We start from the raw sequence: 16771 nt of genomic DNA, 5'->3' as shown, positions 1-16771 counted from the left end.
CGATGGCACAACGATTGCGTCGTTCCCGTGTCATATTGAGTTGCGCGCCCGCGCGCGCGAAGCTCCGAACGCAGCCGTTGAAAGCGAGGCAGGAACATGAAGTTCAGTCCAGGTGAAGCCAACCCCCGCCACGAAGACGATCGTCTCCTGACAGGCAAGGGGCAATACTCCGACGATGTGAAATTGCCGGGCATGCTCTATGCCGCTGTGGTCCGCTCTCCTTACGCGCATGCGGAGATCAAAGGTATCGACACCGAAGGCGCGCTCGACATGCCGGGGGTCAAAGCGGTGCTGACGGGTCAGGACTGGATCGATGACGGTCTCGGGCAGGTGATGAACCCCGGCATCGTCCTCAAAACCCCGCTGACAAAGGCGGATGGCTCCCCGTTCGTGAACCCGGGCCGCTATCCCCTTCCCATCGACCGCGTGCGCTATCTCGGGGAACCCGTCGCGCTCGTGATTGCGGAGACACCGGCGGAGGCCTCGCTCGCGGCAGAAGCGGTGGAGATTGATCTCGATCCCCTGCCCGCCGTGGTGCGCACCGCAGAGGCCCGTGATCCCGACGCGGTCCAGATCTGGGACGACTTTCCGCGCAACGAGATTTTCGTGCATAACATCGGTGACAAGGACGCCGCAGCGCAGGCCATTGAGGACGCGCCCCATCAGGTGAGCGACCGCATCGTCATCAACCGCATCCACGCGAACCCGATGGAGCCGCGCTCCGTCACGGGTGTCTATGACGCAGAGCGCGATCACTACACGATCTACGGCGGGGTGCAGCGCTCTTTCTCCTTCCGCGATATGTTCGCGAAAGACATGTATCACGTCTCGCCCGAACAGGTGGACATCGTGCCGGGGGATGTGGGCGGCTCATTCGGGCTCAAAGGGTCCATGAATATGGAAATGCCGCTCGTCGGCTGGGCGGCGAAGCGTCTCGGCGCGCCCGTCAAATGGACCGCCACCCGCACCGAAGTGCTCATCGGCGATGACCATGCCCGCGACGTGATCGTGGAGGCGACGCTTGCCTTTAACGACGACGGCGACTTCCTCGGGTTCAAGGCGGAGACAACCTCCAACATCGGCGCGTTCTCCGGCTATTTCGGCATCGCACCGGCGGTGCTCAACCTCGGCTCCATGGCGGGCCCCTACACCATTCCCGCGATGCATGTCGAAGCCGTGGGCGTCTGGACCAACACAGGTCCGGTCGCGCCCTACCGTGGCGCGGGTCGTCCCGAAGCCGCCTATGTGATCGAACGCATGGTCGATCAGGCCGCGCGCAAGATTGGCATGGACCCCGTGGACATCCGCCGCCGTAACCTCATCCCCGAGGATGCGATGCCTTATAAGACGGCGCTGACCTTTACCTATGACTGTGGCGAGTTCGAAAAGGTGCTCGACAAAGCCATCACCTCTGCCGACTACAGCGGCTTTGTCGCGCGCAAGGCCGAAACAGAGGCCCGCGGACGTCTGCGCGGGATTGGCGTGGCGATGTGTATCGAGACCGCAGGCGCCGCCGGATACGAGACCACGGAACTCAAATTCGCGCCCGACGGCACAGTGCGTGTCCTCGCGGGCACCACGAATCACGGTCAGGGCCACTCCACCCTCTTTGCGCAGTATATCTCACAGCGGCTCGGCTATGACGGCGACGACATTTCTGTCGTCGAGAGTGACACCCGCGAGATCAAGGACGGTGTCGGCACCGGCGGCTCGCGCACGGCGGCCTATGCCTCTGCCGCCGTCGAGGACGCCATCGCGAAAGCCGTCGACAAAGGGCGCAAGATCGCCGCGCATCTGTTGCAGGCGGACGAGGCCGATCTGAGCTTTGCCGACGGTATCTATAAAACCGCCGCGCAGGAAATCACCTTTGTCGAGGTTGTCCGCGCCGCTTTCTCTGCCGACACGCGTCCCGAAGGGATGGAAGACGGGTTCCACGTCTACGGGCGCAGCGATTTGAGCGGCCCGAGCTTCCCCAACGGCTGCCACATCTGTGAGGTGGAGATTGATCCGGACATGGGCACGGTCGATGTGATGTCGCATGTGCTCGTCGATGACGTGGGCTTTGAAATCAACCCGATGATCGTGAAGGGCCAGTTGCACGGCGGTGTGCTTCAGGGGGCAGGTCAGATTCTCATGGAGGACATGGTCTATGATGAGGACGGTCAGATCCTCTCCGGCTCCTTCATGGATTACGCGATGCCGCGCATGGCCGACTATTGCTCCGTTGAGGCGGGGAGCCACCCCGTGCCGACGCCGACGAACCCGACGGGTGTCAAAGGCGCGGGCGAAAGCGGGACTGTGGGCGCGATGCCTGCGCTCGCCAATGCCATCGACAACGCCCTGTCACAGCGCGGCGCCATTCTGCCGGAGATGCCGATGACGCCGTTCCGCATCTGGAGCGCGTTGCAAGAGGTCTCGCTCGACAAAGCCGGATAAGCGGGACCGGCAGCGTCCCGAAACGAAAAGGGCGGTGGAGTAACTCTCCACCGCCCTTTCTCTTTTCCGTTTGTCGGCGACTTAGGCCGGACGACCCATCGAACGCAGGCCGGTTTTGCCGTGGTGACGGTCGGCGAGCTTATACCCGAGCGCGTCGTCTGCGATCAGCAGCTTCTGAATGTTCGCGGTGCCTTCACCGGTGAACATCAGGTCCGCATAGGCTTTGTATTTGGAGATGCGGTATTCGCGCGACAGGCCGTAACCGCCAAAAATCTGCTGCGCCTGTTCGGTGCAGAATTTCGCAGTTTGCGACGCGTGGAATTTCGCGATGGACGCAATCCGGTTGGTCGGCAGGTCACGGTCCATGAGTTCCGCCGCGCGATACACGAGACCACGGCTCGCCTCGATCGCGACAGCCATCTCTGCGATCTGGCCTTTGATCAGCTGGTGGTGACCGATCGGCGTGCCTTTGATGATCCGCTCGTTGGAGTAGCGCACCGCATCCTCGAACGCACCCTGCGCAATGCCGAGCGCCTTTGCGCCCACGATGGCACGACCGCCCTGAAGCGCGCGCATGATGATTTTAAAGCCTTCGCCCTCTTCACCGAGACGGTTCTCGACCGGCACGATAAAATCGTCGAGGAAGAGAGCCGCCACGCGGAAGGAGTTGGACAGACCAACTTCAATCGGCTGCGCGGTGAAGCCCGGGTATTTCTTCGGCTCTACGATGAACGCGGTCACACCACGTGCGCCGGCCTCAGGATCGGTTTTCGCGAGCAGGATACCCACATCGCATTCGTCCCCGAGGGTCGCCCACATTTTGGAGCCGTTCAGACGGTAGACATCGCCATCACGCTTGGCCACGGTCTTCATCGAGCCCGCCGCGTCAGAGCCGCCACCGGCCTCGGTCAGAGCCATCATACCAACGGTATTCCCGGCGAGGAGATCAGGCACATACTTGTCGATCTGTTCCTGCGTGCCGCCCAGATAGATACAGGCCGGACAGTTGCCGCCGTTCTGGTTGAACCCGCCATAGCGGATGTCATTGCGCGCCATCTCTTCGATGATCACAGCAGCGGCGAGGTAGCCCATGTCGCTGCCACCCACCGATTCCGGGAAGGTCGCGCCATAGTAACCTGCGGCACCGGCTTTCTTGATCAGGTCGCGCGGCAATTCACGCTTTGCCTCGTAGTCGTCCATCACAGGGCAGACTTCGGTCTCCATGAAACGACGCACCGAGTCACGGATTGCCGGGATTTCTTCAGGAAGCATTTCATCCATATTCTTAAAGAGTCCTCTTCTTCGACTGTGGTTCATTCCGACGCGCCTGTTCAGAAGGAGTGTGCATCAAACGCACAGGTAGGGCATCCGGAATTTCACCCGTCTCTACGCAACTCGCGTGCCAAACGTCCCGCGCCACCCTTCGGCCCCGCGGGGACAGTCCCGACGCGCTGCATCGTCCTGACATGGCACGGAGTTTGCGTTGTTCCGATCAAAGTTTAGCCGACCCGCCACAGGCCCCCGCCGACGGCAGGTCACCGGCTGACGCGGAACACAAAGACGGGCGCGCGAGAAGCGAGCCGCGCCAGATTGGGAGACAGTGTATGAGCCTGAGAAACCGAGCCGTCATCGTAGGTGTGGGCGAAAGCGACATCGGCAAGATGCCGCATATGAGCGGGCTGGGCCTCAACGCGCAGGCCGCCCGACGCGCCATCGCGGATGCGGGGATCAAACACACGGATATTGACGGCGTTCTGACCGCCTACTCCTTTACAGAGCCGTATTTCATGCTCGGCTCCGTTCTGGCCGAATACCTCGGGATCACGCCGCGCTTTGGCGGATCTCTCGTCGTCGGCGGCGCGTCCCCCGCCGCGATGCTGCACCACGCGGCGCAGGCGATTGAGACGGGTCAGGCCGAGGTCGTTCTGGTCTGCGCCGGTGAGAACCGAGCAACGGGTCTGTCGCGCGACGCCGCCGTCTCCGCCCTCTCTGCGGTCGGTCACCCCTATTTCGAGGCCCCTTATGGTGTCGGCATCCCGTCGCTCTACGCGATTGTGGCGAATGCCTACATGCACAAATACGGCACCACCCGCGAACAGATGGCTGCCGTGTCGGTGAACACCCGCAACCACGCGCTCAAACACCCGAACGCCCATATGAAAACGGCGATCACGGTGGATGACGTGCTGAGCTCGAAACCGATCTCCGATCCGCTCAACATGCTCGACTGCTGTCTCATCTCGGATGCAGGCGGGGCGTTTATCGTGACTTCGCCGGAACGCGCCAAAGACATGCCGGGTAAGGAAATCTACCTCGCGGGCATCGGCGAACTGCACACCCACGAACACCTGACCTCCGCCCCGAGCCTCACGGAATTCGGCGCCGGTGAAACCGCGCGGGCGGCCTACAGCATGGCCGGTCTCGGGCCGGAGGATATGGATCTGGCGATGCTCTACGACTGTTTCAGCATCGTGCCGATCATTGAAATGGAAGAGCTCGGCCTCGCGCCGCGCGGAGAAGGCGGGGCCTACTTCGCCGAAGGGCTCGCCGCCGTTGGCGGGAAAATTCCGGTCAACACCCACGGCGGCATGCTCAGCCATGCCCACGCCGGGGCCGTTGGCGGACTGATGGCGATCATCGAAGCCGTGCGCCAGCTGCGCGGCGAAGCCGATGCCCGTCAGGTCAAAGATGCAAATGCCGCCGTCATTCACGGCGAGGGGGGCATCCTGTCGTCGCATCTGACGATGGTGCTCACCTCCGAGGCGCGCTGAGAAATTAAGGGAGAACTAGACATGGCTACCGAGCCCCGCGGAAAATACTACGAAGACTTCACCGTCGGAGAGGCGTTCGAGACGCCCCGCCGCACCGTGACCAACACCGACATCGTGAACTTTGCCTGCCTGTCCGGCGACTTCAACGAGGTCCACACCAACTGGGAATACGCCAAGAACACGCCCTTCGGCGAACCGATTGCCCACGCGCCGCTGATCTACGCGATCATGGGCGGGCTGAACTACGCTGCGGGCGTCAACGACGGCACGCTTCTGGCTGTGATCGGCATCGACGAGTGGCGCATGCTCAAACCTGTCCTTCATGGTGACACTGTCCACATGCGGAGCACCGTTTTGGAAAAACGCCTGACCTCTAAACCGGGGCGTGGCGTTGTGAAGGTCAAACGCGAATTCATGAACCAGCGCGACGAAGTCGTGCAGACAATGATGGCCACCTTCATGTACAAGTGTCGTCCCGAGGCATGAGGAGCACAAGATGAGCGAAGAGGCCCAAAACGAGCTGGTGTTCGACGTCAAAAACGGCGTCGCAACCATCACCATTAACCGTCCTGAAAAGCGCAATTCCTTCCACGACGACATGGTGCGTCAGTGGGTGGCGTGGCTCGACGAATGCAAAACCCGCGACGACGTGAAGGTCATAGTGTTCACCGGCACGGAGAACTCCTTCTCCGCCGGCGGCGACACCAGCCGGTTCAAGGACAAGGCGGAACAAACCCCGCTTCAGGCCAAGGAAGGCATGACCCGCAACACCCAGTCGCTCGCCCGCAAAGTGGCCGAGATCGACAAACCGATCATCGCTGCGATCAACGGCATGGCGGTCGGTGGCGGTCTCGACGTTGCGCTGATGTGCGATGTACGTCTCATGACGGCCTCCGCACGTGTGGCCGAAACCTACGCCAAAATGGGCCTGATCCCCGGTGTCGGCGGCGCATGGTTCCTGCCGCGCATCATCGGCACCTCTGCCGCGCTCGATATGTTCTGGACCTCGCGCTGGGTCGAGGCGGATGAGGCGCTGTCGCTCGGGCTGGTCAATCGCGTGTTCCCTGACGAAAGCTTCCGCGACGACGTGACGGCCTACGCCGAACAGATCGCCGCGGCCGCGCCTATGTCCGTGCGCATGATCAAGCGGATGGTTCTGCAGAGCCTCAACACCGACCTGCATTCCCACCTCGACACTCTGAGCTCCCACATCGCGCTCGTGCGCACCAGTGACGACCACAAAGAGGCCGTCGCGGCCTTTAAAGAAAAACGGAAACCTGTGTTCCGCGGGCAATAACTCCGCAACAGGTTCCACAGTCCCCCCTCTGACATGCGCCCTCCCATTTCACGCGGTCAGAGGCAAGCGCCGGGCAGGCACGCAAAACTCCTCGTGATGCCTGCCCGGGAAAATTTGACGCGAAGACACTCGCCCACCTTCGGAGACCAACCATGGATTCATTCATCTGCGACGCCATCCGCACCCCGATCGGACGCTACGGCGGCGCGCTGTCCTCGATCCGCGCCGACGATCTGGCCGCGCTGCCGATCAAAGCCCTCATGGAGCGCAACCCCGACGTCGATTGGTCCGCTCTCGACGAGGTGCTCTATGGCTCCGCAAACCAGGCTGGCGAAGACAACCGCAACGTCGCGCGCATGGCCGCGCTCCTCGCCGGACTGCCGGTGAATGTCTCCGGCACCACATTGAACCGCCTCTGCGCGAGCGGCATGGACGCCGTGGGCGCAGGCTCGCGCGGTATCCGTGCAGGCGACTACGATTTCGTCATCGCAGGCGGGGTGGAAAGCATGAGCCGCGCCCCCTTCGTGATGCCCAAAGCCACGAGCGCCTTCACCCGCAACAACGCGGTCTACGACACGACAATCGGTTGGCGCTTCATCAACCCGAAAATGAATGCGGAGCACGGCACAGACTCCATGCCGCAAACCGCCGACAACGTGGCAGCGGACTACAACATCAGCCGCGAAGATCAGGACGCCTTTGCCGCCCGCTCGCAGGCCCGTTGGCAAGCGGCGCATGAGAAAGGCATCTTTGCCGACGAGATCGCGCCCGTCTCCGTGCCACAGCGCAAAGCCGATCCGATCATCTTCGACACCGACGAACACCCGCGCCCGGGCACGAGCGCCGAAAAGCTCGCCAAACTGCGCGGCGTGAACGGGCCGGATCTCACCGTGACCGCCGGCAACGCCTCCGGCGTGAACGACGGGGCGGCGGCGATGATCCTCGCCAATCAGGGCGCGGTCGATCAGCACGGCCTCAAACCGATGGCCCGCGTCGTCGCCATGGCCGCCGCCGGTGTGCCGCCGCGCGTCATGGGCATCGGTCCTGTCCCCGCCTCGCAAAAGGTGCTCGCCCGCGCGGGTCTCAAGATCGAGGACATGGATGTTATCGAGTTGAACGAAGCCTTCGCGAGCCAGGCCCTCGCCACCTTGCGCGAACTCGGTGTGCCGGATGATGCGGAGCACGTGAACCCGAACGGCGGCGCGATTGCACTCGGGCACCCGCTCGGCATGTCGGGCACCCGTCTCGTGATGACCGCCGCCTACGAACTCAAACGCCGCGGCGGGCGCTATGCGCTCTGCACCATGTGCGTGGGCGTCGGTCAGGGCACGGCCATGATCATCGAAGCTGTCTGACCCGCCTATCCTCACTGATCGGGTTCAGAAATGAGGCCGCAGACGTCCCCTCGTCTGCGGCCTTTCATATTCCGGAGGTCAACGCCTCCGGACGGAAGATATCGTTTAGGCGCGGTTGAGGCGCTGGATCAGATCGTCGGGCAAGGCAACGGATTTGCGGGCTTTGAGATCAAGGACGAGCGTCGTCGTGCGGATGATCGAGAGCACTGCGCCGGTCGTGAGGTCCTCAACTTGGTGCGTCAAACCAACGGACTTGCCGCCGAAATTATCAAAATAGGATACCTGTCGGATCGCCATGCCCGGTTTGGCCGCGCCGTGGCGCGACAGTTTGTGCTCGACAATTGCGCGCCCAAGGCCACGTCCATAGAAGTCATCTGGCGTCACGTCTACATGATGCCAGAGGTGGCTGTTGCCTTCGGAGACACGCATGTGGATCGCATGGGACAAAAGCCGCCCCTCCGCGTCGAAATCATCGGGCCGGAGAACCCCTGCGTGCGACACGGTCGCCCGCCCGTCGCGCAGCATCTCTGTCGCATCCACCGGCGTGTCCGGCCCGACGGGGAGGCTTCGCGGCGCGTAGTTGGTCGCGTCAAATTCTTCGATCACAGGCGGCAATCCCGCGCGCATCTCCAAAGACGCGGCGGCCACCTTTCCCGTGGTCTGATCCCGCATCAGATGCAGCGCGTCGTAGCCAGACTGCGCCGTGTCGATCCGGTGGGACTCGACGGTGAACGTCTTCTGATGCCGCAACTCGCGGAAAAAGCGGGTGTGCAGAACCTGCGGCGGCGATGCGGGGAGACCTGCCTCCTCTGCGAACCGCTCTGATGCATATTGAAAACTGCGCAGGTAGAAGGCTGTGTTCCAGTGATCGTTCGCATCGATTTCCCACGCAGGCACAAAGCCGTGCAACGTCGTCATCGGCGCGCTCATGATCCCATCCCGTAGCGCGCGGCGGCGGTGCGGACGAATTCGGGCACCATGACGGGCTTGCGGCTTTCCAGATCAACGACGAGGCAAAGCTGTTCGACGGTCGCGAGCGGCGCGGCCGTCACCCCGTGAACCACCTCCATCCGCATGGTGAAGGACCGCGACGCAACGTCGGCAATTCCTGCGCGGATCGCCACCGTATCCCCGGCGGCGCCGAGACCGTGGCGTGCAATCGACATTTCGACCGCCATCCGGTTGCAGTTGCTGGTGTTCACCCAGTCCGCCGTGAGACCGATCTGTTCGAGAAATCCGTGGGACGCATTCGAACACAGCGCCGTCAACGCATTCCATTGCACCGCCCCGTGGTGGTCGAGTTCGGAGGGCCGCAGCACGCCAACCGGTGAGGCGGAAAGAGTGTCGGACAGGCCCCCTGCCCGCTCCGCCGTCGGGGAAAGCCCGCGCGGCAAAGCTTTCTCAAGCGCCTCTGGACGGCACGCGGGAAGGCCCTCAACCGGATAGGCGGGCCGTTCAATCGCCGTGGCGGAGAGACGCGCGCCCTTGAACATCCGGTGGAGCACCCAGCCCGCAAACTCGCCGTCGGCGATGCGCGAGGACTGGATATGCATGGCCTCACCGCTGAACAGTTCGCCATGAAACCGGTAGTGCCGCAGATCGGAGCTTTGCGTGCCCGGATTTTCCCCGAGCACGAGCGTCGCGAGCACTTCGGACGCCATCTGAAACGCCCGCACATAGAACTGCACGTTCATATGCCCGTTGCGGTCACACTCCCAGCGTTTCACCGCGCCGGAATAGGACACGACGGCGGATTCAGTGCGTTTCAGTCGATCAAACATCACGGGCGTCTCCGGCACGCACCCTTAGAGCGCGTGCAAATTGCGAACTTTGGAAGGGACGACGTTATACTGACGCCCGCCATCAACCAAGAGGTCCGCGCCGGAGATGAACGAGCCGGCAGGCGAGGCGAGATAGGCCACGGCCTCCGCGATATCCCCGATCTGACCCACACGGCCAAGCGCGGTGCGCTCCATCTCCTCGGCAAAGCGAGTCGGATCGTCGGCCATGCGGTTGATCCCGCCCGTGCCGCCAATCGGACCTGGCGCGATGTTGTTTACGTGGATGTTGTAACGACCCCACTCGACGGCGAGCGTGTGCGCCATGGAGATGAGACCCGCCTTTGCGGCAGCGGCGTTGACCGATCCCGGCCAGCTCAGCCACGCAAACGGTGACACGATGTTGACGATCCGGCCACCGTCAGGCGCTGCGCGGAGCGGTTCAAACGCGGCTTTACAACAGGCCCATGCGCCATTGAGGTTGATGTCGACGAGGACCTTGAACCCGTTTTCGGTCAGGTTCTCCGCAGGGCTGTGGAACAGACCCGCCGCACAGTTCACGAGGATATCAAGCCCGCCAAGCTCGGCAACGCAGTGATCCACGGCGTTCTGAACCGCGTCGAAATCGCGGATGTCGGTGACGGAATAGGTCGCGGTGATGCCCTCAGCGGCGAGTTTTTCGACGGCGCTCTGGAGCACGTCTTCCTTGCGGCTGACGATGCATACTTTCGCACCGAGCAGGCCCAGAACGCGGGCGATGCCAAAGCCGATGCCGGTGCCACCGCCAGTGACAAAGGCGGCTTTGCCTTTCAGCACATCGGGGGCAAAGGTTTCGAGCGGGCTACGGGGGGTCTTTGGGGCGGTATCTGCCATGTGGTGTCCTTTCAGTGTCCGTTCGAACGTGGGTTAGCTGCGACGGAACACCGGAAGGGTGTTCCCATCGGCGTCAGGCGCGAAATCGACGGTCACGGCATCGCCGATCGCCACGTCGAGCGCATCCTCCCCCGTCAGCGACGCAATCATGCGCACGCCTTCGGACACGATGACCGAAGCCACGACATAGGGCACTTTGTCCCGAAACGCGGCGAGCGGCGCACGGCGCACGATGGTAAAGGTTTCCACCTCGCCCTTGCCCTCACTCTCGGTCCATTCGAGATCCGCCTCCCAGCACTTTGCGCAGTGATGGCGCGGCGGGAATTGGACCTCGCCACAGGAGGTGCATTTCTGGAACAGCAGTTTGCCCTGTTCGGCCCCTTCAAAGTACGGGGCGCTGTCACCATTCGCGAGTGTCGAAGCCATGGTCATCAATCCTTCTTTTCAGGTGCGGCACGGAAGCGGGAATAGTCGGGCTTGCGCTTTTCGAGGAAAGCGGTCGTGCCCTCGCGTTGTTCCGTTTCGCGGTAATCGTCCGGCACGAGCCAGCGACGCAGACTGTCGCCCTGCCCGAGCAGATCCTGGAATTCCTGCACAAAGGTCGCTTTGTAGACCTTGAGACAGGTGGGGGCGACGGCGAGCAGCTCGTCACACCATTTCTTCACTTCGGCATCGAGATCGGCCATCGGCACGACAGCGTTCACGAGACCCCAGTCATACATGGTCTGCGCATCGTATTTGCGGCCGAGCATCCACATCTCGCGGGCGCGTTTATGGCCGATGACACGCACGAGGTAGCTGATCACCGGACCCGAGGTCGGAAAGGCAACGCGCGGTTCGCTCTGGCTGTAGATCGCGTGATCTGCGGAGATGGTGAAATCGCAGAAGTAGGCAAAGTGGTTGCCGCCACCGACGGCATAGCCGTTGACGCGGGCGATGATCGGTTTGGGGCACTGGCTGAACGTCAGATAGGGCGGCGAGAATTCCCGCGGGCCAGTGGTGCCCATCTTGCCGTCACGCTGTTGCGAGACATCGGCCCCCGTGCAGAAGGACTTTTCCCCCGCGCCGGTAAAGACGATGACGCCCACGACGGGGTCATTGCCCGCCATATTGAGAGCCATTTCGATCTCGCGCATCGTGTGCGGTGTGCACGAGTTCAACTTTTCAGGCCGGTTGATCGTGATCGTGGCGACGTTGCCGTCGATCTCGTAAAGAATGTCCGTAAATTGGTCCGTCAAGGCCTGCGCTCCCTCTCTCTTCTCCTGACAGAGTCAACGCAAACCATGTGCCAGAGAATCCGGCGTGACGCGTCAAACGAGCGCTTCTGCCTTTTTCTGGCGGCGGCGTTGCAGGGACGACGGAATATTCATGATATCGCGGTATTTCGCGACAGTTCGGCGAGCAATATCAACACCATCCTCGCGCAGCGCATTGACGATCGCTTCGTCGGAGAGAACGCTGTTCACGGTCTCCGCATTCACCAGCGCCGCGATTTTGTGGCGCACGGTCTCGGACGACACATCGTCCGCGCCATCGACAGAACCGATGGAATTCGCAAAGAAGAACCGCATGTCAAAGAGGCCGCGATCCGTCATCAGGTGTTTGTTCGAAATGGCGCGGCAGACGGTGGACACGTGGACACCCACGGTTTCGGCCACATCGCTGAGATTGAGCGGTTTGAGATGCTCCACCCCGTGTTTCAGGAATTCGTCCTGCTGGGCAACGATCTCGGTCGCGACATTGAGGACGGTGCGTGCGCGCTGATCAACATTGCGGGCGAGCCAGGTCGCGTTCTTCATGCAATCCGCGACAAAGCGTTTGTCTTTGGCGTTGAGTTTTCCGGCGGTGATCTCTGCGTGATACTGGCGGTTCACGAGAACACGCGGCAGCAATTCGGAGTTCAGTTCGACCTTATATCCGCCGCCCTCGGTGCGATGCACGAGCACATCGGGAAGCGCCGGCGGCGTGGGTGCCGTGTCGAACTTCAGACCCGGACGCGGGTCGAGGTCACGGATTTCCGCAGCCATCTCATTGAGGTCTTCGAGGGACACACCACAAAGGCGGGCGAGTTTCTTGAGGTCATATTTCGCGAGAAGCGGCAGGTTTTCGACGAGCGTCGCCATCGCCGGATCAAAGCGGTTCTTTTCCCGCAGTTGCAGTTCGAGACACTCCGCGAGACCGCGCGCACCGACGCCGGTCGGCTCGAACCCTTGCACGCGTTTGAGCACGGCTTCGACACGCTCTTCTTCGGTGCCGAGACGGCGGGCGATGGATTTGACGCTCTGGCCGAGATAGCCGGTCGGGTCGAGCGCTTCGATCAGTTCGGCGGCGATCATCGCCTCCGTGCCCGCGTCAAAGGCCATGGCAGCCTGATGCAGGAGATGTTCGCGCAGGCTCACGCTCGCGGCGAGATAGCGTTCGATGCCGTTGTCATCTGTTTGGGACGATCCGGAGGCGGAGCCGGAGCGGCCAACCCCGGCCTTGCCCGGATCGCGGTCCACAGAGCGCGGGGACGATGCGTCGCGGGTGCGGGCCTCCGGGGTCCGCTCGCGCAGCGAGGCATCAGCCGCAGTGTTCAGGGGGCGGGCGGTTTCGACCTGTGGCGACACAAGCTCCATGAGCGGATTGCGTTCTGCCTGGTCGCGCAGGAAATCTTCGAGTTCGTTGGCGCTGAATTGAAGGATGCGGATTGACTGGATGACCTGCGACGTGATGCCGACGGTCTGCTTCGTAAAGGTCCCGATGTCATGTCTTAGTTGCATATACCCTCCAGAATGTATGCCAATACGTTCTGCACACGGCGCGCACAGCGACATGGAAAACGTGAATTCCTCCCTGCGGGGGATGAGGTAACGAGCTGTGCGTTTCTCCCCGCGCCGGTCCGGCTTTCCTCCACAAAAACCGACCAGCACCGTTTTTGTGGAGGGACTCAAATTAATTTGCAAGATAAATTTTTATGAAAGCGACCGCGTCACGGTCGGTTGGCGATAACATATGACCGCGCCGAGGACGCTTTTTGTTGCGCGACCCGTCAAACTTTCCTAGATTACCCCCAATTCAGCAGTAGGGTGGACTCATGACGGACAAAAATGCACTGGTAGACATACACGGTGTCGCCATTACGGACACAGACGGAGAAATCGTCTTTAGCCACGGTGTAGCGACCGATCCGCGAATCGAAGCCATGCTGAGCGACAAGGAATGGTTTGAGGAAACCGTGTCTGCGCGGATGCGCCCCGTGACCCTTAATGACCGCCAACTCATCGCCATGAGCGCGGAGATTCAGGAGGGCTACCTCACCATCTTCTCCGAAGGCGCGAGCGATGTGGTCATGAACTTTGTGATCAACGTCCCCTTCGCTTATGACATTCTGAACCACATTCTGACGGATCCATATGACGCGATGGCGGTCGTGGACTCCAAAGAAAAAGTCGCCTTCATCTCCCCGATCCACGAAAAGTTCTTTGGCATGCGCAATGGCGAAGGCGTCGGCAAAAACGTCCGTCAGGTGATCGAGAACACCCGCCTGCACCAGGTCGTGCGCACCGGCGTTGCTGAGGTCGGACAGATCCACAACATGCAAGGCAAAGAGCGCGTCGTCTCCCGCCACCCGATCCGCCACAACGGCAAGGTCGTCGGCGCCATCGGGCGTGTGATGTTCAAAGGCCCGCAACAGCTTCAGGCCATGTCCAAACGCATCCGCGATCTGGAAACCGAGATTGCGGAGTACAAAGCCGACTCTCGTGGCAAAGAGAAGGGCGAAGACTTCCTCGACATCATCATCGGTCAGAGCGTCGCCATCCAATCCGTCCGCGAACAAATCCGCAAAATCGCGCCGCTCGATATTCCTGTGTTGATTCAAGGGGAAAGCGGCACGGGTAAGGAACTTGTCGCGCAGGCGATGCACATGCTGAGCGCACGTCAGAGCGGGCGTCTCGTGACCGTAAACGCCGCCGCCCTGCCCGAGTCTCTCGTGGAAAGCGAACTGTTCGGCTATGAGGCCGGATCGTTCACCGGCGCCGACCGCAAGGGCCGCATGGGGAAATTCGAGCAGGCGGACAAAGGCACCATCTTCCTCGACGAGATCGGGGATATGGCGCTCGAAACCCAGACGAAACTCCTGCGCGTTCTGCAAGATCGCATCGTCGAACGCGTGGGCGGCGACAAACCGAAACACGTCGATTTCCGTCTGTGTAGCGCGACGAACCGCGATCTGGAGGAACTGGTCGATGAAGGCAAATTCCGCCTCGATCTCTTCTACCGGATCAGCCCCGTCGTCATCCACCTGCCGAGCCTCGAGGAACGTCTCGACGACATCCCGCTCCTCGTCAATCACTTCGCCGCAGAGATGGCGCGTCAATATAACCGCGCCATTCCGGAGATCGATCCGGACGTGCATTCCTATCTGATGGAGCAGAAATGGCCGGGCAACATTCGCCAGTTGCGCCACATGATGGAGCGCGCCTTTGTGTTCTGTGACAACGGAAAGATGACCGTCTCCGCCTTTGAGGGCATTCCGGGCAACGCCAAATCCGGCAAACAAAGCCCGCTCCTCGCCATGCCCGCCGCAAAGAGTGGCACGCTCAAGGACAATCTCGAAGAGTTGGAAGCAAAGCTGATCAACGACGCGATCATCCGCTTTAAGGGGAACAAGAAACGCGCTGCCGAGCACCTCGGGGTGTCGCGCTCCTATCTCTACAAAAAGCTGGAGAGCCTCGAGACCGAAGAAGAGGAATAAGCCTCTGACGCGACGGATAGACCGGCGGCTTACGGGCGGCAGGTCGTCTCGGTTGTGAGGTCCGTCGGCGTATCAATGTCGCGCAGCGTGGCGGCAGAGACCTGCACCCGATCGGCGTGTGGAATACGCTCCAACAGCCCCCGCGCCCCGCGATCTCCGCTGAGGCGCATGATGTCCGCAAACCAGTCACGCGGGAGACAGGCGGGAACGGTCGGACCATTCGGCCCCTCGAAACAGGAGGGCATCGGATAGGACATGAGCCGCGCCAAATCTTCTGGCGCAACATTCGGCATATCCCCCAAAACGATCATCGCGCCGGTGTCCGTCGTGTCCGCGAGGGCGGAAATCCCGGCTTTGAGACTGTCGGACTGCCCCTGCCCCGCGTCGATCTGGACGATCTCGAACCCTGCGTCCTTGGCCAGTTCAGCTACCGCAGGGGAACTCACGACCACGATGTGCCGCGACGCGGGCGCCGCACGGGCCTTTTCCAGAGCGTAGGACAACACAGGCCGCCCACCGAGGTCCGCGAGGAGTTTGTCCTCCGCCCCGAACCGCCGCGACGCGCCCGCCGCGAGGACGATGACCGCGCGATCAGGCATTGCGGCCGAGGTCCAAGACCTGCGCGAGCACGCCGACGGCAATGTCACGCGGAGACTTGGCGCGATGGATGTAACCGAACGGATAGACCATCCGCGCGATCTCTTCCTCACTCACGCCGCGTTCCTGTAGAGCATAGCTGCGCAAACGCCGCGCGCCTTCGCTGCCCTGCGCACCGACGTAGAACGCGTCCGTTTTGAGAGCTTCCGCGAGGATCGCGGGCTCCCGTTCATGGTCGTGGAAAAAGACGAGCACCGCCGTCCGACGATCCACCTGCAACCCCTCGGGCCAGCCATTGCCGATCAGCTCGATCTCGCCCTCTTCGTCCGCGTCGCTCATGTAGAGTTGCGTCGCGAGATCGACGGACCGCGCCAGCCGCGCGAATTGTCGTGGCTCTTCGCCATTGCCGAACACCAGCACCCGAAGACGCGGCTGAACCGTGAGGACCAGCCCCCGCTCCGCCGCCCCTTTGACCAGTTCGCCTTCGGGCAGAACCGTAACGGTGACGGCCTCGCGCGCCTCAAGACGCGCCTGCATATGGGAGAGCACCTCGGGATCAGGGCGCGGAATGATCGCCACATCGAGCCCCCCACCGCACGGCAGCTTCAGGTCCATGAACGGAGACCCCGATCCGTAACGCAGGGATTTCGACACCTCGGATTTCAGCGCCTCAACGGCGTGCAGCGCGACATCTTCGTCAACGCAGCCGGAGGACAGGTTGCCAAACCGGTGGCCGGACAGATCGACAGCCATCCCCGCCCCGATGGGTCGATAGGACGTGCCCTCAACGCCCGTGATCACGCAGAGGCTATCGGCCTCTCCGGAAAAGAGCGCCCCGAGGGCGATGTCGCTTTCGCAGATCGACACCGCGCTCTGGGAGAACGCGATGTCCGTGGATGTGTCCGGTTTCTGGTCTGTCATACAGC

General features: G+C 62.0%; 15 protein-coding genes. 6 read left to right on the top strand and 9 right to left on the bottom strand.

The window, feature by feature from the left end; all coding sequences use genetic code 11:
• Nucleotides 1-96 precede the first annotated feature (96 nt).
• Nucleotides 97-2436 carry a xanthine dehydrogenase family protein molybdopterin-binding subunit gene (locus LA304_RS07730; RefSeq protein WP_224502563.1) on the top strand — a complete coding sequence of 780 codons (2340 nt, stop codon included), beginning with the start codon at nucleotides 97-99 and terminating at the stop codon, nucleotides 2434-2436.
• An 81-nt stretch (nucleotides 2437-2517) separates the two neighbouring features.
• Here the strand turns inward: LA304_RS07730 and LA304_RS07725 are convergent, their stop codons facing one another.
• The gene (locus LA304_RS07725) at nucleotides 2518-3717 is read right to left on the bottom strand and encodes an acyl-CoA dehydrogenase family protein (RefSeq protein ID WP_224502562.1); all 1200 of its coding nucleotides are present in this window, start codon (nucleotides 3715-3717) and stop codon (nucleotides 2518-2520) included.
• 323 nt (nucleotides 3718-4040) lie between these two features.
• Here LA304_RS07725 and LA304_RS07720 point away from each other — a divergent pair, with 323 nt between their 5' ends.
• From LA304_RS07720 to pcaF, 4 genes are all read left to right on the top strand, one after another.
• The gene (locus tag LA304_RS07720; RefSeq protein ID WP_224502561.1) at nucleotides 4041-5207 is read left to right on the top strand and encodes a thiolase C-terminal domain-containing protein; all 1167 of its coding nucleotides are present in this window, start codon (nucleotides 4041-4043) and stop codon (nucleotides 5205-5207) included.
• Nucleotides 5208-5228: 21 nt separating this feature from the next.
• Entirely contained in the window at nucleotides 5229-5693 is a 465-nt protein-coding gene (locus LA304_RS07715; protein WP_224502560.1) for a MaoC/PaaZ C-terminal domain-containing protein, read from the top strand.
• Between the two features lie 10 nt (nucleotides 5694-5703).
• Nucleotides 5704-6504 carry an enoyl-CoA hydratase/isomerase family protein gene (locus LA304_RS07710; protein WP_224502559.1) on the top strand — a complete coding sequence of 267 codons (801 nt, stop codon included), beginning with the start codon at nucleotides 5704-5706 and terminating at the stop codon, nucleotides 6502-6504.
• A 152-nt stretch (nucleotides 6505-6656) separates the two neighbouring features.
• The gene (gene pcaF, locus LA304_RS07705; protein ID WP_224502558.1) at nucleotides 6657-7859 is read left to right on the top strand and encodes a 3-oxoadipyl-CoA thiolase; all 1203 of its coding nucleotides are present in this window, start codon (nucleotides 6657-6659) and stop codon (nucleotides 7857-7859) included.
• Between the two features lie 105 nt (nucleotides 7860-7964).
• On the opposite strand, the gene LA304_RS07700 is transcribed toward pcaF, so the two are convergent.
• The 6 genes from LA304_RS07700 to rpoN form a co-directional block, all read right to left on the bottom strand.
• Complete coding sequence (locus tag LA304_RS07700; protein ID WP_224502557.1) at nucleotides 7965-8789, bottom strand: acyl-ACP thioesterase; 825 nt, start codon at nucleotides 8787-8789, stop codon at nucleotides 7965-7967.
• A complete protein-coding gene (locus tag LA304_RS07695) occupies nucleotides 8786-9640 on the bottom strand; it encodes a thioesterase family protein (protein WP_224502556.1) in 855 nt (284 codons plus the stop codon). Before LA304_RS07695 ends, LA304_RS07700 begins: the two co-directional genes overlap by 4 nt.
• A 24-nt stretch (nucleotides 9641-9664) precedes the next feature.
• Nucleotides 9665-10510 carry an SDR family oxidoreductase gene (locus LA304_RS07690; RefSeq protein ID WP_224502555.1) on the bottom strand — a complete coding sequence of 282 codons (846 nt, stop codon included), beginning with the start codon at nucleotides 10508-10510 and terminating at the stop codon, nucleotides 9665-9667.
• Nucleotides 10511-10543: 33 nt separating this feature from the next.
• Nucleotides 10544-10936, bottom strand: coding sequence for a Zn-ribbon domain-containing OB-fold protein (locus tag LA304_RS07685; RefSeq protein WP_224502554.1), 393 nt, complete (start codon nucleotides 10934-10936; stop codon nucleotides 10544-10546).
• Nucleotides 10937-10941: 5 nt separating this feature from the next.
• On the bottom strand, nucleotides 10942-11748 hold the full coding sequence (locus tag LA304_RS07680) for an enoyl-CoA hydratase-related protein (RefSeq protein WP_224502553.1): 807 nt from the start codon (nucleotides 11746-11748) through the stop codon (nucleotides 10942-10944).
• 72 nt (nucleotides 11749-11820) lie between these two features.
• Nucleotides 11821-13272 (bottom strand): RNA polymerase factor sigma-54, encoded by a 1452-nt coding sequence (gene rpoN, locus LA304_RS07675; protein WP_224502552.1) that lies wholly within the window; start codon nucleotides 13270-13272, stop codon nucleotides 11821-11823.
• 314 nt (nucleotides 13273-13586) lie between these two features.
• Here rpoN and LA304_RS07670 point away from each other — a divergent pair, with 314 nt between their 5' ends.
• Nucleotides 13587-15248, top strand: coding sequence for a sigma-54 interaction domain-containing protein (locus LA304_RS07670; protein WP_224502551.1), 1662 nt, complete (start codon nucleotides 13587-13589; stop codon nucleotides 15246-15248).
• 29 nt (nucleotides 15249-15277) lie between these two features.
• On the opposite strand, the gene LA304_RS07665 is transcribed toward LA304_RS07670, so the two are convergent.
• Entirely contained in the window at nucleotides 15278-15847 is a 570-nt protein-coding gene (locus LA304_RS07665) for a nucleotidyltransferase family protein (RefSeq protein ID WP_224502550.1), read from the bottom strand.
• Nucleotides 15840-16766, bottom strand: coding sequence for an XdhC family protein (locus LA304_RS07660; protein ID WP_224502549.1), 927 nt, complete (start codon nucleotides 16764-16766; stop codon nucleotides 15840-15842). The genes LA304_RS07665 and LA304_RS07660 overlap by 8 nt, the downstream gene beginning before the upstream one ends.
• Nucleotides 16767-16771: the final 5 nt, after the last annotated feature.

This window comes from Celeribacter litoreus (assembly GCF_020165855.1).
GTDB classification, from domain to species: domain Bacteria; phylum Pseudomonadota; class Alphaproteobacteria; order Rhodobacterales; family Rhodobacteraceae; genus Celeribacter; species Celeribacter litoreus.
The sequence above is the reverse complement of the archived record's forward strand: the minus strand, read 5'-3'. Positions and strand labels throughout refer to the sequence as shown.